Here is an 18,629-nt window from a genome sequence, read left to right as displayed (position 1 = left end):
TCAGTGGCGCTCGGGATGGGCCGCGAGCGGCCGCGCGTGATACTCGGCCGGCAGGCGGGCCAGCGGCGCCTGGCGGAAGTAGCGGCCAAGCAGCGCGAAGAGCGCCGGGTAGGCATCATGCAACAGGTCGGGGGCGCTGAAGAAGGCCTCGCAGCATACCGCGAAGCACTCCCCCGGATGGGTAGCGGCATAGTCGTCGATGGGGGTGGCAGCGCCGCGTGCGAGGCGGGCCTGCAGGTCCTGCCAGACGCCCATGAACACCCGATACCACTCCTGCGGGTCGATGTCGGCGGGCAGCGGCGGAAAGCCGTCGACGTCCAGCGAGTTGCCCAGGTCGAGTTTGTGGGCGAACTCGTGGATCAGCACGTTGAAGCCCGTGAAACCGCCGCTTGCCATCAGGTCGGGGAAGGCCACCACCACCGGCCCCTGGTGGGAGGTCTCGCCGGCGCGCTCGTCGTCGTACTCGTGCATCACGCCGAACTCGTCCAGCTCCTCGACCCGGCGCTGGAAGACGTCGGGCAGCACCAGTACCTCGTGGACGTTGGCGAAGGCATCAATATGCTCTTCGTCGGACCAGCCCAGCGTCAGCAGGCAGGCCTGGGCGGCGAGCGCCAACCGGGCGGGCAGGTCGAAGGGGGTGCCCTCGGCGAGCTCGGGGTGCAGGGTGATGCGCTTGGCATGCAGGAAGCGCCAGGCGCGCCGGGCCAGGCGCTCGGCCTCCTCCTCGGTCAGGGTGGCGAGCAGTGCCACCCGCCCGCAGGCCTCGATCCAGGCGTCCGTGGGGAAGGGGTGGTGCGTCACGAAGCGCCGTTCGCGCCAGCGCCTTAAGCGCCTCAGCATCGGCTCAGCCCTCGTCGAGAGCTGCCCCGGACTTCCACGACCAGTCGCGCCAGCGCAGGTCGAAGAGGTCCTGGCGGCGATCCTTGAGGTTGGTCACCGAGCCCTCGTTGCGCACCATGGTCAGCCGAGTCAGGTCGAGGTCCGAGAACAGCATCATCTCGGTGTTGGGGGTGGTCTCGTTGAGGACGGCGTCGTGGGGGAAGGCGAAGTCCGAGGGGGAGAACACCGCCGACTGGGCATACTGGATCTCCATGTTCTCGATCGAGGGCACGTTGCCCACGCTGCCGCACAGCACCACATAGCACTCGTTCTCGATGGCCCGCGCCTGGGCGCAATGGCGCACCCGCAGATAGCCGTTCTTGGTGTCGGTCCAGAAGGGTACGAAGAGGATGTCCATGTCCTGCTCGGCCAGCAGCCGCGGCAGCTCCGGGAACTCCACGTCGTAGCAGATCAGGATGCCGATGCGGCCGGCGTCGGTGTCGAACACCTGGAGGTCGTCGCCGCCCTCGATCACCCAGTCGCGGCGCTCCTGGGGGGTGATGTGCAGCTTGGCCTGACGCTCCAGGGTACCGTCGCGGTGGCACAGGTAGGCGACGTTGTAGAGGCGCTCATCCTCGCCCACCTCGATCATCGAGCCGGCGATGATGTTGATGTTGTAGGCGACCGCCATGCGCGAGAGCTCGGTCTTGAACGACTCGGTGAAGCTGGCCAGGAAGCGGATCGCGGCCATCTGATCCTGCTGGGCGGCGCGGTCCTGAAGCCCCATCAGCGGGGCGTTGAACAGCTCCGGGAAGACCGCGAAGTCGCTCTTGTAGTCGGACAGGGCGTCGACGAAGTACTCCACCTGCTGCAGTACCGCCTCCACCGAGTCGAACTCGCGCATCTGCCACTGCACGGCGCCGACGCGGACCTGGGTCTTGCGGGTGTCGAGCACCAGTTCGGCGGGCTCGAACAGGAAGTTGTTCCACTCCAGCAGGGTGGCATAGCCCTGGGACTTGGCGTCCTCGGGCAGGTAGTCGCGCAGCAGGCGCTTGACCTGGAAGTCGTTGGCCAGCTGGAAGGAGAGGATGGGGTCGTGGATCTCCTTGCGCGCCACCCGGTCGATGTACTGGGTCGGAGTCAGCGTCTCGGCATGCTGGTGGTACTGGGGGATGCGGCCGCCGGCGAGGATCGCGCGCAGGTTGAGAGAACGGCACAGCTCCTTGCGCGCGTCATACAGGCGCCGGCCCAGGCGGTAGCCGCGGTAGTCGGGGTGGATCAGCACGTCCAGGCCGTACATGGCGTCGCCCTCGGGGGCGTCGAGGATCACCTCGCGCTTGCCGATCAGGTCGTCGTACCTGTGCGGGTTGGTGAACGCATCGTAGTCGACCCGCACAGTCAGGGCGATGCCCACCAGCCGGCCGTCGTCCTCGATGGCGATCTGGCCGTCGGGGAAGGATTCGATCAGCTTCTCGATGGTGTGCCGCGACCAGGCACCGCCGATGTCGTGATACACCGCGTCCATCAGCGACTCGAGCTGGGGATAGTCCGCAAGCGTCAGGTTGCGAAGCGTGAGGAGCAGGTCATCGAGGGACATGGCGCATCCTTCTGGTCGTCGGGGAGTCGAGCGAAGAGTCTAGCACGGGCCGTTGGCGTCACGGCTGACGCGGGGGTGCCGCAGCGGCCGGGTCAGGGTCTGGGCCATGACCACGCCGGCGAGTATCAGCGCACCGCCCAGGAAGTGGAACATCGCGATGCTCTCGCCGAGGGCGAGCATGGCGATGATGGCGCTGAACAGCGGCATCAGATTGATGAAGATGCTCGCCTGGCTGGCGCCTAGCTGGCGGATCGCCAGCATCCACAGGAAGGTGGTGATGATGGAGGCGGGGATGCCGGCGTAGAGGATCAGGCCGATGTTGCTCGCATCCACCGGGGTCATGGGCCCCATCAGGTAGGGTGGCAGCAGGAAGAGCACGGCGAAGATCACCTGGGCGTAGAGCAGCACCCAAGGCGGCAGGCCGATGGGCCAGCGCTTGAGCATCACCCCGTAGAGTGCATAGCATGTCGCCGCCACCAGCATCAGGGCATCACCCTTGGCCACGGTCAGTGTCAGCAGTGAGAGCGGGTTGCCGTGTCCCAGCAGGATGGTGACGCCGATCAGGGCCAGGGCGCCGCCGGCCACTCCGCCGAGGCTCGGCGGTTCGCGCAGGACCAGGGCACTGAGTAGCACGGTGAGCAGTGGCACGGTGGCGGCCAGGATGCCCATATTGGTGGCGCTGGTGGTTTCGGCGGCCACATAGGCGAGCCCCTGCCACAGTCCCATGCCGAGCAGTCCCAGCAGTGCCAGCTTCTTCCATTCGCGGCGGATCGTCGCGCGCTGTCGCCAGGCGGCCGGGGCCAGGAAGGGCGTCAGCACGGCGAGCGCCAGCACCCAGCGCAGGAAGGCGATGCTGCTCGGCGCGATGGCGCCGACGGTGAGTTGGTTGATGGTCATGTTGCCCGACCAGATCAGTACGGCGCCGAGCGGTGCCAGGAAGGCGAGCAGTGGCATCTTCATCCTCTTCTCCAACGCAAGGGCCCCCGCATGGCGGGGGCCCTGTAGCTTACTGCAGCGCCTCGGCAGAGGCGATGGCTTCAGGCGATGGCGGCGACACCGGCACGGGCGATCTGCACGTCCTGGTCGGGCTTGACGCCGGAGATGCCGACGGTACCGGCGACCTCGCCATCTACCAGCACCGGTACGCCGCCGGCCAGCAGTGACTGCATGGGGGCGGTGACGAAGGCGGTGCGGCCGCCGTTGATCATCTCCTCGAAGGCCTGGGTCTCGCGGCGGCCGATGGCGGCGTTGCGCGCCTTCTGGGCGGCCACCTCGGCGCTGAAGGGGGGGGCGCTGTCCATGCGGCGCAGGCCGAGCAAGTGGCCGCCGTCGTCGGCCACAGCGATGGTGACGCCCCAGCCGTTGGCCTCGGCCTCCTGCTGGGCGGCATCGAGGATGGCGTTGACGTCGGTCAGGGTCAGGGCAGGCTTGGTCTTCATGGGAACTCCTTGGGTGGGACTGCTGGGTATGACAGATGATGAGCTTTACCGGCGACAAGCCTTCGCGAGGGCGCTGTGAACCCCTCCCTGGGCGCTACTTTTGCCTTCCCTGGCAAAAGACCCTCGCTCCACCTTGTCCCCGGCGCTCATCTCGGCGCCTAGCTCAAGGCCTCATCGACGATCTCGATCCAGTGGCGCACCTCGGTGCGGTTGGCGCCGTTGAGGTGGGTCTGGCAGCCGATATTGGCGGTGACGATCACCTCGGGGTTGCCGGCCTCGAGGTTGTCCAGCTTGTTGTCGCGCAACTGCGTCGAGAGCTCGGGCTGGGTGATGGAGTAGGTGCCCGCCGAGCCGCAGCAGAGGTGGGCGTCGGCCACCGGGGTCAGCGCGAAGCCGAGCCGGGTCAGCACGCCCTCCACGGCGCCGCCGAGCTTCTGGGCGTGCTGCAGGGTGCAGGGGCAGTGGAAGGCGAGCCGGCGGCCCTGCTTCACCTCCAGGGAGTCGAGGGCCGCGTCGCGCATCACCTCGACCAGGTCCTTGGCCAGCTCGCTTACCCGGGTGGCCTTGGCGGCGTAGTCGGGGTCGTCGGCCAGTATCTCGGCGTACTCCTTGACGAAGGCGCCACAGCCGCTGGCGGTCTGCACGATGGCCTCTATCCCCGCCTCACCGTCTTTCTCGATATGCGGCCACCAGGCGTCGATGTTGGCGCGGGCGCGGGCGCGCCCATCATCCTGGGCGTTCAGGTGGAAGTCGACAGCGCCGCAGCAGCCGGCTTCGGCCACCGGGGTCAGGCCGATGCCGAGCCGGTCGAGCACCCGCGCAGTGGCCGCATTGGTGTTGGGCGAGAGGCCGGGCTGCACGCAACCCTCCAGGATCAGCATCCGGCGGGCGTGCTGCTTGCCCTCGGGGCGCTGGCCGGCATCCACCGGGGGCGGGGGCATCTTCTGCCGGAGAGTGCTCGGCATCAGCGGCTTGAAGGTTAGACCCAGCCTGAGCAGTGCCTGGAAGCGGCTGGGCTCCACCAGCGCCTTGCGCAGGGCGTAGCGCAGCGCACGCTCCGGTGCCTTGCGTGGCACTCGGCGTTCGATCTCGGCGCGGCCGATATCGAGCAGCTTGTGGTACTCCACCCCCGAGGGACAGGTGGTCTCGCAGTTGCGACAGGTGAGGCAGCGGTCGAGGTGTAGCCGGGTTTCCTCAGTGACCTTGTCGCTGCCCTCCGGGGCCTCGAGCATCTCCTTGATCAGGTAGATGCGCCCGCGTGGACCGTCGCGCTCGTCTCCCAGCAACTGGTAGGTAGGACAGGTGGCGTTGCAGAAGCCGCAGTGCACGCAGCTACGTAGCACCCGGTCGGCTTCGCGGATATGCGGCTTCTGGAGGTCTTCCGCGGTGAAGTGCGTCTGCATGGTGGCGTTTCCCCGTGTGTCTCAGAATGCCGCGTAGAGCCGGCCCGGATTGAAGATCCCCTGAGGGTCCAGCTGGGCCTTGAGGTTGCGGTGGTACTTCTCGACCACCGGGTCGAGCGGGGTGAAGGGCTCGTCCACCGCGACGCCGCCGGCGCCATGCCAGCAGCTGGCGTGGCCGCCGGCCTGGCGTGCCACCGCGCGGATCGCCTCGGCGTCGGCGTCGCTGCGTACCCAGCGCTGGCAGCCGGCCCAGTCGTAGAGCACGTCGGTCTCGGCGGTGACGCCGGGTACCTCGAGCACCGGGGTGTGGTGGGGCAGCGAGAGCCGCCACAGCGCGCGCGGGTCCTCGGCGGCGAAGAAGTCCAGCCGCTGCTCGCGCAGGGCCTCCCAGAAGCCGTCGAGCAACTCGTCGCCGCCCAGGCGCTCGGCGGTGGCGGCCACCGAGCTGGGGCCGCCCTCCAGGCGCAGGTGCAGGGCTCCTTCAAGCCAGGCGGCAGCGGTGATCGGCAGCGGCTGGCGGCCCCATTCGGCGAGCTTGTCCAGGGCATCGGCCAGCGGCATGTCGAGGTGCAGGCTGCGGCTGGCGCCGGGCAGCGGCAGCACCTTCATGGAGACCTCGGTGATCAGCCCCAGGGTGCCCTGGGCGCCCACCATCAGGCGCGAGAGGTCGTAGCCGGCGACGTTCTTCATCACCTGGCCGCCGAAGCGCTGCTCGCTGCCCTGGCGCATGATGATGCGGGTACCCAGCACGAAGTCGCGCACGCTGCCGGCCCAGGGCCGGCGCGGGCCGGAGAGGCCGGTGGCGATCATGCCGCCCACCGTGGCGTCGTCGCCGAAGTGGGGAGGCTCGCAGGGCAGCATCTGCCCGTTGGCCGCCAGGGCGGCCTCCAGTTCACGCAGCGGGGTGCCGGCGCGCACCGAGACGATCAGCTCCACCGGGTCGTACTCGGTGATGCCGCGGTGCTCGCGGGTGGAGAGGGTCTCGCCTTCCACGGTACGGCCATAGAAGGCCTTGGTGTCGCCGCCGACGAGGCGCAGCGGGGTGCCCTCGGCCTCGGCGCGGCGGATGCGATCGGCCAGCGCCTCGCTGGCATCGTGGTTCACAACGTCGCGGCTCGGAATATCGGGTGTGGTCACCATGTCGTCGAACTCTCTCAGCCTTGGCTCTCGGGGGCCCGGGTCGGGGCGGGGGCGTCACCGGCACTCTTGGTCAGGCGGAACTCGGAGCAGCGCGCCGGCGTGGGAATGTTCTTGCCGGGGTTGAGCAGGCCATCCGGGTCGAAGGCCGCCTTGGCGGCGCGGAAGGTGACCAGCTCGCCGGGGCTGAACTGAACGCACATCTGGTGGATCTTCTCGCGGCCCACCCCGTGCTCCCCGGTGATGGTGCCACCCACCTCCACGCACAACTCGAGGATGCGGCTGCCCAGTTCCTCGGCGCGCTCGAATTCGCCGGGTTGGTTGGCATCGAAGAGGATCAGGGGGTGCATGTTGCCGTCGCCGGCATGGAAGACGTTGGCGACGCGCAGGCCGTACTCCTCGCCGAGGTCGCCGATGCCCTTGAGCACCCTGGCCAGCTCGCGGCGGGGGATGGTGCCATCCATGCAGTAGTAGTCCGGAGACATACGGCCCACCGCCGGGAAGGCGTTCTTGCGCCCGGCCCAGAACAGCGCCCGCTCGGCCTCGTCGCGGGCCTGCTGGATGTCGGTGGCGCCGGCCTGCTCCAGCACGCGGCGAACGGTGGCGCAGTCGTCATCGACGTCGGCCTCCACGCCGTCCAGCTCGCAGAGCAGGATCGCCTCGGCCTCCACCGGGTAGCCGGCGCCGATAAAGTCCTCGGCGGCACGGATCGCCAGATTGTCCATCATTTCCAGGCCCCCGGGGATGATGCCGGCGGCGATGATGGCACCCACGGCGTCGCCGGCCTTCTCGATATCATCGAAGCTGGCCATCAGCACCTTGGCGGTTTCGGGCTTGGGCAGCAGCTTGACGGTGATCTCGGTGACCACCCCGAGCATCCCTTCGGAGCCGTTGAACAGTGCCAGCAGGTCGAAGCCAGGGGCGTCCAGGGCGTCCGATCCCAGGGTCATGTGCTCGCCCTCGATGGTCAGCACCTCGAGCTTGATGACGTTATGCACGGTGAGGCCGTACTTGAGGCAGTGCACCCCGCCGGCGTTCTCGGCGACGTTGCCACCGATGGAGCAGGCGATCTGGGAGGAGGGGTCCGGGGCGTAGTAGAGCCCGTGGGGGGCGGCCGCCTCGGAGATCGCCAGGTTGCGCACTCCGGGCTGGACCCGGGCGGTGCGCGCGTCGGGGTCGATCTCGAGGATGCGGTTGAAGCGCGACAGCACCAGCAGCACGCCGTGCTCCAGCGGCATGGCGCCACCGGAGAGGCCGGTGCCGGCGCCGCGGGTGACCACCGGCACGCCCAGGGCGTGGCAGCGCTTGAGCAGGGTCTCGACCTGCTCGAGGGTCTCGGGTAGCGCGACCAGCATCGGCAGGGCGCGATAGGCGGAGAGTCCGTCGCACTCGAAGGGGCGCAGGTCCTCCTCGCGATGCAGCAGGGTCATGCCGGGCAGTGCCTGGCGCAGGTCGGCGAGGACCTCGGCCTGGGCAATGCGGGGTGGCTCGCCGTCGAGCCGGGCGTCGTACTGGGTGTTCATCGTGGCTCCCCATGCGTCTCGTCAGGGCGGAATGGCCGGGATGGCGGCTCTCGCATCCGTGGCGCGTCTCTCGGCACTCATCACTTGTTACATTATCGTGGCAACGCTGGTGGTACTGTCCAGCCTGTGGTGCACTGGTCAGACCAGCCATTGGTCTACTGGTGTACCTGCTATATGGAAGGCTTTTCCAATGTACACTCCCAGCCTAACCGTCCGCCGCTGTCCTCGCCATGGCGGCCGGGCCCATGATATCGGCGGCCAGCCAGATGGAGGTGCCCATGTTGTCGACCCCCGATGAACCCTTCAGCGGCCAGCGCACCCCGGAAGGGGTCGCCGCTCGCCTCGAGCGGCTGATCCTCGACGGTATCTTTCGCACCGGGCAGCTGCTGCCCTCGGAGCGGCGACTGTGCGAGAGGCTGGGGGTGTCGCGCGCCTCGTTGCGCGAGGGCCTGCGCATCCTGCGCAGCAAGGGCATCATCGAGACCCGGCAGGGAAGAGGTTCCACGGTGGCCTCGCTGCTGCCGGCCCGGGAGCAGAGCCCGTTGATGCACCTCTTCCGCGACCACCCGCGCACCCTGTTCGACCTGCTCGAGGTGCGTGCCCTGCTCGAGGGCGAGTCGGCGCGGCTGGCCGCCAGCCGCGGCAATCCGGCGGACCGGGTGCTGATCACGCGGCGCTATCGCGAGATGGCCGACTACGTGGCAAGCGCCGACCCCATCGACGTCGAGCGCCTGGCGCGCCTCGACCACGCCTTCCATCTGGCGATCTCTCAGGCCTCCCACAACCCGGTGCTGGTGCATACCCTGCAGAGCCTTACCGACCTGCTGCTGAGCTCGGTGTTCGCCTCGGTGAAGAACCTCTATCACCGCCCGGAGCCCCGGGAGATGATCAATCGCCAGCACGCCAGGCTTCACGACGCCGTGGTCAAGGGCAAGCCGCAGCTGGCCCAGCGCGTGGCGCTGGAGCATCTCAATGGCCTCGGCGAGGCGCTGCGCGAGATCGAGGCGGAGGATGAGCGCCTGGAGCGCTCGGCGATGCGCCTGGAGGGGTGGGAGTAGTCCGGCGACCGAGCCTGGCGCCGCAGAAACGCAAACGCCCCCGGCCATGCCGGGGGCGATGCATTTGCAACGGGCGTGGCCCGATCAGCCGAGGCCGAGCAGCGGGTCGCTGATGCCCAGCACATAGAAGGCCACCAGCGCGATGATCCCGGTGAAGACGAGGTAATAGATCGTCGGCAGGATCGTCTTGCGGATGGTCTCGCCCTCGCGACCGAGCAGACCCACGGTGGCCGAGGCTGCTACCACGTTGTGGATGGCGATCATGTTGCCCGCCGCGGCCCCCACGGCCTGCAGCGACACCATGAAGGCGGTGGAGAGACCGAGCTGCTGCGCCACGTTGAACTGGAAGTCGGACAGCATCAGGTTGGAGACCGTGTTGGAGCCGGCGATGAAGGCCCCCAGGGCACCCACGGCCGGGGCGAAGAACGGATAGACTCCGCCCACGCTGTCGGCCACCAGCTGTGCCATGGCCACCGGCATGGAGACCAGGTCGGCGGCATTGACGCCGGAGTTGATCAGGATCCGCACCATGGGAATGGTGAAGATCAGCACGAAGCCGGCGCCGAAGATGGTGCGGGTGGACTCGCCGAAGGCCGCCTTGAGCTCACCCAGGCGCATGCGGTGGAGCAGGGCGGTGAGCAGTACCACCATCAGCAGGATACCGCCGGGCAGGTAGAGCGGCTGGATGCTGCCGGAGACGCCGGCTTCACCCAGGATGTCACTCCAGCCGAAGGCGAAGGAGGTCAGCGCATTCTTGAACGGCTCGATGGTGCGCGAGGCGACCAGGATCACCGCCAGCAGCACGTAGGGGACCCAGCCCATCAGGGTGGAGATCGGTGCCTTGCCGGTGACATCGTCCAGCTTGATCTCGAGCTTGCCGATCCACTGGTCGGGCCAGGCAGAGGACTCGGGGAAGTCCCAGTTGTCCCTGGGAATCAGGAAGCCGCGGCGGGCCGCCGGCACGACGATGGCCAGGCCGACCATGGCGCCGATCATCGACGGGAACTCCGGCCCCAGCAGTACACCGGCCAGCATATAGGGCACCACGAAGCTGATGCCGGCGAAGATCGCGAAGGGGGCGATGGAGAGCCCCTCCTTCCAGGAGCGGTTGGCGCCGAAGAAACGCACCATGATCACCACCATGATCAGCGGCATCAGGATGCCGACGATGCCGTGGATCACCGCGACCTCACCGGCGATCAGGCGGAAGTACTCCATCCACCCGGCGCCACCGGCCTCCAGGGTCTCGGTGATGCCGGCGCGGTCCAGGCCGCCGGAGACACCGACCACGATGGGCGTGCCGACCGCGCCGAAGGAGACCGGGGTGGACTGGATCATCATGCCCACCACCACGGCGGCCAGCGCCGGGAAGCCCAGCGCCACCATCAGCGGGGCGGCCACGGCGGCGGGGGTGCCGAAGCCAGAGGCGCCCTCGATGAAGCAGCCGAACAGCCAGGCGACGATGATCGCCTGCACGCGGCGGTCAGGGCTGATGCCGGAGAAGCCGTTGCGGATCGCCTTGATGCCGCCGGAGTGCTTCAGGGTGTTGAGCAGCAGGATGGCACCGAAGATGATCCACAGGATCGAGACCGTGAGGATCAGGCCCTGCAGGGTGGAGGCCAGCACGCGGGTGGCGCTCATCTCCCAGGCGAACAGGCCGATGATGACGGTGACCACGAACACGATGGGCATGGCGGTCTTGGCCGCCATGCGCAGACCGATCAGCAGCACACCGGCCAGCACCAGGGGCACGAAGGCCAGCAGTGCAAGGAGGGTGTCATTCATGGGGCAGGTTACCTCGATCAGCTGTCAGTGTGGTGTCCAACCGGCGGTGAGCCGGCCGGGTGAGTTGGTCAGCGGGACCTTAAGGCCTGATCGGTGTGCTTTCCATAGTTGGGAAATTGGTATGACCAAATTGTGATGAGCTGGCGGGAGTGCTGATATAAATCCTAACCATTTGTCAGATCAGGAGAAAAGTCGTGGTGTCGGCGGGACAGAGGGGGGCGCGCGATGATAATTGTTAGACTAATGGACAGGCGGTGACCGCTATTGGCGGCCATGGCAATCGCTGCCAGACTGCATCGGTATCACCCTGACGGTTACGCGAACGAGGAGATGGCATGACACGAGTGCTCTATGACCTGTGTGGCGTCGACGAGGGGCTGCGCTTCTCGCCCTACTGCTGGCGCGTGCGCTACGCCCTGGCCCACAAGGGGCTGGAGGTGGAGACCCGCCCCTGGCGTTTCACCGACAAGGCGGCACTGGCCTTTGCGGACCATGACAAGGTGCCGGTGCTGGTCGACGGCGAGACGGTGGTCACCGACAGCTACGAGATCCTGCGCTACCTGGATCGTGCCTACCCCGAGGCGCCACTGCTGGGCGACGACCTGGCCGAGGGGCGCGCGCGCTTCCTGCGCCACTATGCCGAGCGCACCCTGCAGCCGGCCATCATGCGCACCATCATCATGGACCTGTTCAACGCCATCCACCCCGACGATCGGGCCTACTTCCGCGAGAGCCGCGAGCAGCGCTTCGGCCGCACCCTGGAGGAGTTCCACTCGCCGTCGAAGGGGCTCTCCCAGCTGGATGCCGGCCTCGAGCCGCTGCGCGGCCGGCTCAAGGAGGCGACGTTCCTGGACGGTGACGCCCCGGCCGGTGCCGACTACCTGGTCTTCGGCTGCTTCATGTGGGCCCGCTGCGTCTCCAGCGCCGACCTGGTCTCCAACGCCGACCCGGTACACGCCTGGATCGAGCGCATGCTCGATCAGCACGACGGGCTGGGGCGGCGGGCGCTGCGCATCACCGACGTCGAAGGAGCCTATCGCTGAGGTGACCGTGAAGGGGCAGGCGCTGGTCGAGGACGGCGGGCGTTGGTCGGGCCATTACCCTGCCGGGCGACCGCCGGGGCCTGCCCCGAGCAGCCGCACCACGTCGTCATCGCTGACCTGGTCGAAGTCGGCGAAGAACCGGCCTACGGAACCGAAGCGCTCGGGGACCTCGCCGCAGACCACTTCGTCGGCCAGGGCCTTCAGGCGTGCCAGGGTGTCCGGCGGGGCCACCCCCAGGGCGGCAATCAGGCGTGCCGGCCCGCGCTGGCGCAGGGCCGTCAGGGCCGCGGCCATGGTCGCCCCGGTGGCACTGCCGTCGTCCACCACCACCACGGTGTGCCCGGACGGGTCGATCGGCGAGCGCACCGGCGTATAGCGTCGGCGGCGCTCGCCGATCAGCGCCTGTTGCCTCTCCACCTCGCGGGCAATCCAGTCGCCGGGGTATTCCCCTGCCGTCTCCTCCAGGTGCACGCTGCCGTCCTCGCTCACCGCGCCGATGGCGTATTCCGGATTGCCGGGGGCACCGATCTTGCGTACCAGTACCACGTCCAGCTCGCCCTCGAGGGCGTCGGCGATGACCCGGCCCATGGGCACCCCGCCACGGGGTATGGCCAGCACCAGCGGGTGCTGGCCGGCCAGATGGCCCAGGCGTTCGGCCAAACGCTCGGCCGCCTCAAGGCGGTGTCGAAACATGGCGAGCCTCCCCTTAGGTGCGTGCCTCTCTTCACTATAGAAGAGGGTGCGCCTCACGCCTGCCCGGGGTGGGTGGTGTCACTGCCTGGTGTTGGCCCTGGCCTCCAGGCGGAAGCGGGCAATGCGGTTGATCTGCGCCACTGCCGTACGGCGCTCCTCGGCCGGGGTGTTCTCCAGGCGCGTCTCGAAGGCGTCGAGAATGGCGTAGCGGTCGCTGCCCTTGACCGCCATCACGAAGGGGAAGCCGAACTTCGCCTTATAGGCGGCATTGAGCCGCTCGAAGCGTGCCATCTCTTCCGGCAAACACTGGTCGAGGCCGGCGCCGGCCTGCTCCCGGGTGGAGTCGTCGGTGAGCTCGCCGGCGATGGCCGCCTTGCCGGCCAGGTCGGGGTGGGCGCGGATCACGTCCAACTGGCGCTCGGCCGGGGCGCCGGTGAGTACGGCGCTCATCGCCTCGGCCAGGCCCGCCGGGGAGTCATGCGCGGGGCCCAGCCCCTGTTCCCAGGCCAGCTCGGCCACCCAAGGGGAGTGCTCGTAGATCTCGCCATAGGCAGCCACGAAGGCGGCCTGATCCAGCTGACTGGGGGGTGGGCTCAGGGTGCTGTCGCTCATGGTCATGCTCCTCCTGGCGGGGGCGGGTGATGTTCGATCGTGTGCTTCGAGTGAATGTATACAAAAAATATTTTGAAATGTACCCCAAAGATGGATAAAGCTGTCTTCATGAGTGAGGGTGGTGGTCGCCACCCCGTCTTCGACAGCGTAGCCCGAGCTTCACCGCGATACGCTTCACTACATCACGCAAGGAGAGTCCAGCATGGGACGCCTGACCACCCACGTACTCGATACCGCCCAGGGGTGCCCGGGCGAGGGCATCCGCATCGAGGTCTACCGCCTGGAGAGAGGGCAGCGCATCCGCCTGAAGGAAGTGGTGACCAACGCCGACGGTCGCTGCGAGGCGCCGATCCTCGAGGGCGAGGCGTTTGCCACCGGCCAGTACGAGCTGGTCTTTCATGCCGGCGACTACCTGAGTGCACAGGGCGTAGTGGCCGAGGAGCCGCGCTTCCTGGATGTCATCCCGTTGCGCTTCGGCGTGGCCGATGCCGGCGCGCACTATCATGTACCGCTGCTGCTCTCGCCCTATGGCTATTCCACCTATCGCGGCAGCTGAGGGGGACCACCCTGTCGATGTGCCCATGACGAGACGCTAGACGAGGCCCCCTATGCAAGCCTACCTGCTGGATTTCGGGAACTTCATGCTGCGCTGGCTGCATGTCATCGCGGCCATCGCCTGGATCGGCGAGTCCATCTACTTCGTGATGCTGGACAACGGCCTGCGCACGCCCAGGGCGGCAGAGGAGCGCGACAAGGGTGTATTTGGCGAGATGTGGGCGGTTCACGGCGGTGGCTTCTACCACAACCAGAAGTACGCCACGGCGCCGGCCAAGCTTCCCGAGGACCTGCACTGGTCGTTCTGGAAGGCCTATACCACCTGGCTGTCGGGCTTTGCGCTGTTCGTTCTGCTGTACATGGCCAGCCCCAGCTTCTACCTGGTCAACCCTAATGCCAGCTGGGGCTGGGCCGCCAACATGAGCGGTTGGCAGGCCAACGTGGTGACGCTGCTGTTCCTGCTCGGCGGCTGGGTGCTCTATAACGAGCTGTGCAAGCGCATCAGTCCCAACATGACGCGTGATGGCGTCCTCAGTGTCGCGGTGGCGGTGATGATGGTGGTGGTCTCCTACCTGAGCACCCAGATCTTCTCCGGCCGTGCGGCCTTCCTGCTCACCGGCGCGGTGATGGCCACCGCCATGTCGGCCAATGTGTTCTTCTGGATCATTCCCGGTCAGCGCCGCATGGTGAAGGCGATGAAGGCCGGCGAGGCACCCAACCCGCTGGACGGCAAGCGCGGTAAGCAGCGTTCGGTCCACAACACCTATTTCACCCTGCCGGTGGTGTTGCTGATGATCAGCAACCACTACTCCTTCGCCTACTCCCACGAGCATGCATGGGTGGTCATGTCGTTGTTCATCTTCGCCGGCGCCCTGATCCGCCAGTTCTTCGTGCTGATGCACGCCGGCAAGATCCAGCCGGCTTATCCGGTGGCCGGCACCGCGCTGATCGCGGTGGCCTTCTGGATCGCCATGCCCAGCGTCGGTGGCAACGCCGGGCAGGCCCAGGTGCCGGTTTCCGTCGGCATGGCCGAGGTGCAGCCGATCATCGAGAGCCGCTGCGTCGCCTGCCATGCCAGCGAGCCCACCCAGCAGGGTTTCAATGCGCCGCCCGCGGGCCTGGCCTACGACACCCACGAGCAGATCCTGCAGCAGAGGCACAAGATCCAGGAGGTCGTGGCGAGCGGCTACATGCCGCTGGGCAATATCACCGGCATGACCGAGGAGGAGCGCGATACCATCGCCACCTGGTCCCCCTGAGCCTTGGCTCTGAGCATCCAGCGAGATGATCCGCTCCCGTGGCGGCTCCTCCTGCACCGAGGCAGGGGCGTGATTTCATCGGCATCACGTATACAATGAGGGCAGCCAATCACAGGGAACCAGGCCACATGAACCAGCGTCAGGAGGCCCCGAGCCGCCGCGGCAAGAATGGCGACGGCGCCGAGCGCCACGCGACGATCCACCGGGCGATCAGCGATGCCATCATCGAGCACCGTCTCAAGCCCGGTGCGCGCCTACGCGAGGATGCCCTGGCCGAGGTGTTCGGCGTCAGCCGCACCGGCATCCGCAAGATCCTGCAGCGTCTGGCGTTGGAGCAGCTGGTCACCCTCACGCCGCGGCGCGGTGCCAGCGTCACGCGACCCACCGCCGAGGAGGCCAGAGACGTCTTCGATGCTCGCCAGATGGTGGAGTGTGGGCTGATGCCTGAAGTGGCGCGACGCATTACTGTCGACGAGGCCGCCGACCTGCGTCAGCTGGCCCAGCGAGAACGGGAGGCACTGCGGGCCGGCGAGCAGAGTACTGCCATTCGATTCTCCGCCGACTTCCACACCCGCCTGGCGCGTATCGCCGGCAACGCCACCCTGGCCGATTTCGTCGAGCGGCTGTGCTTTCGCTCTTCCCTGATCCTGGCGGTCTATGGCAACCCAGGCCATCTGGGGTGTGAATCCCATGATCACGAGGACCTGATCGGTTACCTGGAGGATCGCAACGGCGAGCGTGCGACGGCCTTCATGAGCCGGCATCTCAAGGCGATCGAGGCGTCGCTGTCGATCCTCGAGGAGGAGGACGAGGCGCCCGACCTGCAGCGCATCTTCGGCGCTTGACTCGATTCGACCGCGGTATCCACCGCGGCTACCGTGTCCCCCATGCGCAGCGCCCCGGATCCTGGTCCGGGGCGCTGGCGCTCATGCCTGGTCGGCCTACTGGCAGAAGCGCTGGCAGGGGGCCCAGTGGCGCATCAGCAGGTAGTAGGTTAGGCCCGCCGGGATCAGGCTGGCGTACCAGGAAATGGAGGAGAAGCTCAGGGCGGTGACGATGCCCACGGCAGTGGCGATCAGTGCGGCCAGGTTGACGCCCCGGTAGGGCCCGTGCTCGTCATAGAGCTTGTCGAGGTCCAGCGTGCGGCGGCGGATCAGGAAGTAGTCCACCACCAGCACCGCGAAGATCGGGCCGAGGAAGGCGGATTAGGTCTGCACGAAGAGCTGCAGGCCGGCGGCGGAGTCGGGCTGAACCAGCTTCCTGGTGGATGGTCTTGTACACAAAGTAAGTTGATTTTGTGTGTGTGGCAAGAGTCGGATGGCCGGCATGGGAAGCGCGCTGAAAGCGCCGTTTCATGCGACTTCAGGGCTGTTTTGACGGGTCTCTCTGGTCTGCCTGAGGGGGAGACATTAGTCTAATGAGGCTCGTGAATGCTTGAATGGCGACATTTTTATAATACTTTTGTATTCAAAATGTGGCGTGCTGCATCCCTTGCCGCCCGCATGGCAACGGCTTACTTTTATCCTTGTATACATAAGTGCTTGCCGTGTTCGCCTGCTACTTCTCTGTCCATAACAATCGGGAGCCCTGCCATGACGTTGGTTTCTGCCACTGAATACCCCCGTGACCTGATCGGCCATGGCCGCACTCCGCCCCATGCTAATTGGCCCGGCAAGGCCCGCATTGCCGTACAGTTCGTGCTCAACTACGAGGAGGGCGGCGAGAACTGCGTGCTCCACGGCGACGAAGGCTCCGAGCAGTTCCTTTCCGAGATCATCGGTGCGGCCAGCTATCCGGATCGCCATCTGAGCATGGAGTCGATCTACGAATACGGCTCCCGCGTCGGCGTATGGCGCATCCTGCGCGAGTTCGAGCGCCGCGGCCTGCCGCTGACCGTGTTCGGCGTGGCCATGGCGCTGGAGCGCCACCCCGAGGTGGCCCACGCCTTCAAGGAACTGGGGCACGAAATCGCCTGTCACGGCTATCGCTGGATCCACTATCAGAACGTGCCCGAACACGTCGAGCGTGAGCACCTGCAGAAGGCCGTGGCGATCTTTCAGCGCCTCTACGGCGAAAAGCCCCAAGGCTGGTATACCGGCCGCGACAGCCCCAACACCCGCCGCCTGGTGCTCGACGAAGGCGGCTTCCTCTATGACAGCGACTACTACGGCGATGACCTGCCGTTCTGGACCCGCGAGGCCGACAGCCAGGGCATCGAGCACAACCATCTGATCGTGCCCTACACCCTGGACACCAACGACATGCGCTTCGCCGCGCCCCAGGGCTTCAACACCGCCGACCACTTCTTCACCTACCTGCGTGACGCCTTCGACGTGCTCTACGCGGAGGGCGAGGAGGCCCCCAAGATGCTCTCCGTCGGCATGCACTGCCGCCTGCTGGGGCGTCCCGGCCGCTTCCGCGCCCTGCAGCGCTTCCTCGACCATATCGAGGCCCACGACCGGGTGTGGGTGGCGCGCCGCGTGGATATCGCCCGACACTGGGCGGAGCATCACCCGGCGCCCGCGCGCTGAACCCAGGCCATTCGGAGTGGCTCGAGGCTGATCTGGCGACAGGCCTGTTCGGGGGCGCTGTGAATACGTCCCTGTACGCTACCTCGGCCGTCCCTGGACCTCGGACCCCCTCCAGACCTGTCCCCGATGCCTCTCGCCGGAGACGAGCCCTATCTGATCAGGACACACCATGAACCAACGCACCTACTATGCCCCGCACGGCGGGCATCCGCCCCAGACCCAGCTGCTCTCCGACCGGGCGGTGTTCACCCAGGCCTACGCCTTCATCCCCCGGGGGGTGATGCGCGATATCGTCACCAGCAACCTGCCGTTCTGGGAGAAGACCCGGTTGTGGGTGCTGGCGCGCCCGCTCTCCGGCTTCGCCGAGACCTTCTCCCAGTACATCATGGAGGTCTCCCCAGGCGGCGGCAGCGAGCGCCCCGAGCCCGATCCCGAAGCCGAGGGAGTGCTCTTCGTGGTGGAGGGCGAGATGACCCTGACCCTGGCCGGCGAGCGCCACCGCATGGTGCCCGGCGGCTACGCTTTCCTGCCGCCGGGCTGCCATTGGCAGGTGAGGAATGAAGCGGACGCCCCGGTGCGCTTCCACTGGGTGCGCAAGGCCTTTGAGCGGGTCGAAGGCATCGAGGTGCCCGAGCCCTTCGTGGTCAACGAGAACGACATCGCCCCCAGCGAGATGCCGGGTACCGAGGGGCGCTGGGCCACCACCCGCTTCGTCGACCCCGACGACGTGCGCCACGACATGCACGTCAACATCGTCACCTTCCAGCCCGGCGCGGTGATCCCCTTCGACGAGACCCACGTCATGGAGCACGGCCTCTACGTGCTCGAGGGCAAGGCGGTCTACCACCTCAACCAGGAGTGGGTGGAGGTCGAGGCCGGCGACTTCATGTGGCTGCGCGCCTTCTGCCCACAGGCCTGCTACGCCGGCGGCCCGGGCCCGTTCCGCTACCTGCTCTACAAGGACGTCAACCGCCACCCCAAGCTGCGCCTGGGTGGCCGCTGAGCATTCAGGCGTCTGCCCGAGACTCGCGAGCTGCGTTGGCGGGGCTCGAGGCTGATCCGGCGACAGGCCTGTTCGGGGGCGCTGTGAACCCCTCCCTGGGCGTATATGGAGTCCTCCCCGTTTGCAAGCACGAGGCACGATGGTCGGTAGGTACGACTGCACACGTATATCC

The 18,629-nt window shown here is 67.2% G+C and carries 17 protein-coding genes and 1 pseudogene; 7 read left to right on the top strand and 11 right to left on the bottom strand.

Features of this window, described 5'->3' with window-relative positions:
* From NFH66_RS12855 to glcD, 7 genes are all read right to left on the bottom strand, one after another.
* Complete coding sequence (locus tag NFH66_RS12855; protein ID WP_349610617.1) at positions 1-840, bottom strand: M90 family metallopeptidase; 840 nt, start codon at positions 838-840, stop codon at positions 1-3.
* A 4-nt stretch (positions 841-844) separates the two neighbouring features.
* Positions 845-2,416, bottom strand: coding sequence for a GNAT family N-acetyltransferase (locus NFH66_RS12850; protein ID WP_349610616.1), 1,572 nt, complete (start codon positions 2,414-2,416; stop codon positions 845-847).
* 39 nt (positions 2,417-2,455) lie between these two features.
* A complete protein-coding gene (locus tag NFH66_RS12845) occupies positions 2,456-3,370 on the bottom strand; it encodes a DMT family transporter (protein WP_349611736.1) in 915 nt (304 codons plus the stop codon).
* An 83-nt stretch (positions 3,371-3,453) separates the two neighbouring features.
* Complete coding sequence (locus NFH66_RS12840; protein WP_349610615.1) at positions 3,454-3,855, bottom strand: GlcG/HbpS family heme-binding protein; 402 nt, start codon at positions 3,853-3,855, stop codon at positions 3,454-3,456.
* A 158-nt stretch (positions 3,856-4,013) separates the two neighbouring features.
* On the bottom strand, positions 4,014-5,258 hold the full coding sequence (gene glcF, locus NFH66_RS12835; RefSeq protein ID WP_349610614.1) for a glycolate oxidase subunit GlcF: 1,245 nt from the start codon (positions 5,256-5,258) through the stop codon (positions 4,014-4,016).
* A 21-nt stretch (positions 5,259-5,279) separates the two neighbouring features.
* Positions 5,280-6,398 (bottom strand): glycolate oxidase subunit GlcE, encoded by a 1,119-nt coding sequence (glcE, locus tag NFH66_RS12830; protein ID WP_349610613.1) that lies wholly within the window; start codon positions 6,396-6,398, stop codon positions 5,280-5,282.
* Between the two features lie 14 nt (positions 6,399-6,412).
* A complete protein-coding gene (gene glcD / locus NFH66_RS12825; protein WP_349610612.1) occupies positions 6,413-7,918 on the bottom strand; it encodes a glycolate oxidase subunit GlcD in 1,506 nt (501 codons plus the stop codon).
* A 278-nt stretch (positions 7,919-8,196) separates the two neighbouring features.
* Between glcD and glcC the strand changes: the two genes are divergently transcribed.
* Positions 8,197-8,976, top strand: coding sequence for a transcriptional regulator GlcC (gene glcC / locus NFH66_RS12820; protein WP_161430805.1), 780 nt, complete (start codon positions 8,197-8,199; stop codon positions 8,974-8,976).
* Positions 8,977-9,060: 84 nt separating this feature from the next.
* On the opposite strand, the gene NFH66_RS12815 is transcribed toward glcC, so the two are convergent.
* Positions 9,061-10,761 (bottom strand): L-lactate permease, encoded by a 1,701-nt coding sequence (locus NFH66_RS12815; protein WP_349610611.1) that lies wholly within the window; start codon positions 10,759-10,761, stop codon positions 9,061-9,063.
* Between the two features lie 335 nt (positions 10,762-11,096).
* On the opposite strand from NFH66_RS12815, the gene NFH66_RS12810 reads away from it, so the two are divergent.
* Positions 11,097-11,804, top strand: a complete 708-nt coding sequence (locus tag NFH66_RS12810) for a glutathione S-transferase family protein (protein ID WP_349610610.1) — start codon at positions 11,097-11,099, stop codon at positions 11,802-11,804.
* A gap of 54 nt (positions 11,805-11,858) precedes the next feature.
* On the opposite strand, the gene NFH66_RS12805 is transcribed toward NFH66_RS12810, so the two are convergent.
* Together NFH66_RS12805 and uraD are read right to left on the bottom strand one after the other, a co-directional pair.
* A complete protein-coding gene (locus NFH66_RS12805) occupies positions 11,859-12,497 on the bottom strand; it encodes a phosphoribosyltransferase (RefSeq protein WP_349610609.1) in 639 nt (212 codons plus the stop codon).
* A gap of 78 nt (positions 12,498-12,575) precedes the next feature.
* Positions 12,576-13,109, bottom strand: coding sequence for a 2-oxo-4-hydroxy-4-carboxy-5-ureidoimidazoline decarboxylase (gene uraD / locus NFH66_RS12800; protein WP_349610608.1), 534 nt, complete (start codon positions 13,107-13,109; stop codon positions 12,576-12,578).
* Between the two features lie 202 nt (positions 13,110-13,311).
* Between uraD and uraH the strand changes: the two genes are divergently transcribed.
* From uraH to NFH66_RS12785, 3 genes are all read left to right on the top strand, one after another.
* Positions 13,312-13,665 carry a hydroxyisourate hydrolase gene (uraH, locus tag NFH66_RS12795; RefSeq protein WP_349610607.1) on the top strand — a complete coding sequence of 118 codons (354 nt, stop codon included), beginning with the start codon at positions 13,312-13,314 and terminating at the stop codon, positions 13,663-13,665.
* Between the two features lie 52 nt (positions 13,666-13,717).
* Positions 13,718-14,923, top strand: coding sequence for a urate hydroxylase PuuD (locus NFH66_RS12790; protein WP_349610606.1), 1,206 nt, complete (start codon positions 13,718-13,720; stop codon positions 14,921-14,923).
* A gap of 128 nt (positions 14,924-15,051) precedes the next feature.
* Positions 15,052-15,768: a GntR family transcriptional regulator gene (locus tag NFH66_RS12785; protein WP_349610605.1), complete on the top strand. Its 717-nt coding sequence runs from the start codon at positions 15,052-15,054 to the stop codon at positions 15,766-15,768.
* A 96-nt stretch (positions 15,769-15,864) separates the two neighbouring features.
* On the opposite strand, the pseudogene NFH66_RS12780 reads toward NFH66_RS12785, so the two are convergent.
* Positions 15,865-16,182, bottom strand: a pseudogene (locus tag NFH66_RS12780) (cytosine permease); the annotation flags it as partial.
* A 333-nt stretch (positions 16,183-16,515) separates the two neighbouring features.
* Between NFH66_RS12780 and puuE the strand changes: the two are divergent.
* A complete protein-coding gene (gene puuE, locus NFH66_RS12775) occupies positions 16,516-17,454 on the top strand; it encodes an allantoinase PuuE (protein ID WP_349610604.1) in 939 nt (312 codons plus the stop codon).
* A 169-nt stretch (positions 17,455-17,623) separates the two neighbouring features.
* Positions 17,624-18,457: a bifunctional allantoicase/(S)-ureidoglycine aminohydrolase gene (locus NFH66_RS12770; protein WP_349610603.1), complete on the top strand. Its 834-nt coding sequence runs from the start codon at positions 17,624-17,626 to the stop codon at positions 18,455-18,457.
* The last annotated feature ends 172 nt before the right edge of the window (positions 18,458-18,629 follow it).

Origin of the sequence: Halomonas sp. H10-9-1 (assembly GCF_040147005.1) — a bacterium.
Classification (GTDB): domain Bacteria; phylum Pseudomonadota; class Gammaproteobacteria; order Pseudomonadales; family Halomonadaceae; genus Halomonas.
This window is presented reverse-complemented; position numbering and strand designations above follow the sequence as displayed.

Bases quoted from the DNA above. Each gene is read 5' to 3' on its own strand.
- NFH66_RS12855 (WP_349610617.1), bottom strand. From the start codon at position 840: ATGCTGAGGCGCTTAAGGCGCTGGCGCGAACGGCGCTTCGTGACGCAC.
- NFH66_RS12850 (WP_349610616.1), bottom strand. From the start codon at position 2,416: ATGTCCCTCGATGACCTGCTCCTCACGCTTCGCAACCTGACGCTTGCG.
- NFH66_RS12845 (WP_349611736.1), bottom strand. From the start codon at position 3,370: ATGCCACTGCTCGCCTTCCTGGCACCGCTCGGCGCCGTACTGATCTGG.
- NFH66_RS12840 (WP_349610615.1), bottom strand. From the start codon at position 3,855: ATGAAGACCAAGCCTGCCCTGACCCTGACCGACGTCAACGCCATCCTC.
- glcF (WP_349610614.1), bottom strand. From the start codon at position 5,258: ATGCAGACGCACTTCACCGCGGAAGACCTCCAGAAGCCGCATATCCGC.
- glcE (WP_349610613.1), bottom strand. From the start codon at position 6,398: ATGGTGACCACACCCGATATTCCGAGCCGCGACGTTGTGAACCACGAT.
- glcD (WP_349610612.1), bottom strand. From the start codon at position 7,918: ATGAACACCCAGTACGACGCCCGGCTCGACGGCGAGCCACCCCGCATT.
- glcC (WP_161430805.1), top strand. From the start codon at position 8,197: ATGTTGTCGACCCCCGATGAACCCTTCAGCGGCCAGCGCACCCCGGAA.
- NFH66_RS12815 (WP_349610611.1), bottom strand. From the start codon at position 10,761: ATGAATGACACCCTCCTTGCACTGCTGGCCTTCGTGCCCCTGGTGCTG.
- NFH66_RS12810 (WP_349610610.1), top strand. From the start codon at position 11,097: ATGACACGAGTGCTCTATGACCTGTGTGGCGTCGACGAGGGGCTGCGC.
- NFH66_RS12805 (WP_349610609.1), bottom strand. From the start codon at position 12,497: ATGTTTCGACACCGCCTTGAGGCGGCCGAGCGTTTGGCCGAACGCCTG.
- uraD (WP_349610608.1), bottom strand. From the start codon at position 13,109: ATGAGCGACAGCACCCTGAGCCCACCCCCCAGTCAGCTGGATCAGGCC.
- uraH (WP_349610607.1), top strand. From the start codon at position 13,312: ATGGGACGCCTGACCACCCACGTACTCGATACCGCCCAGGGGTGCCCG.
- NFH66_RS12790 (WP_349610606.1), top strand. From the start codon at position 13,718: ATGCAAGCCTACCTGCTGGATTTCGGGAACTTCATGCTGCGCTGGCTG.
- NFH66_RS12785 (WP_349610605.1), top strand. From the start codon at position 15,052: ATGAACCAGCGTCAGGAGGCCCCGAGCCGCCGCGGCAAGAATGGCGAC.
- puuE (WP_349610604.1), top strand. From the start codon at position 16,516: ATGACGTTGGTTTCTGCCACTGAATACCCCCGTGACCTGATCGGCCAT.
- NFH66_RS12770 (WP_349610603.1), top strand. From the start codon at position 17,624: ATGAACCAACGCACCTACTATGCCCCGCACGGCGGGCATCCGCCCCAG.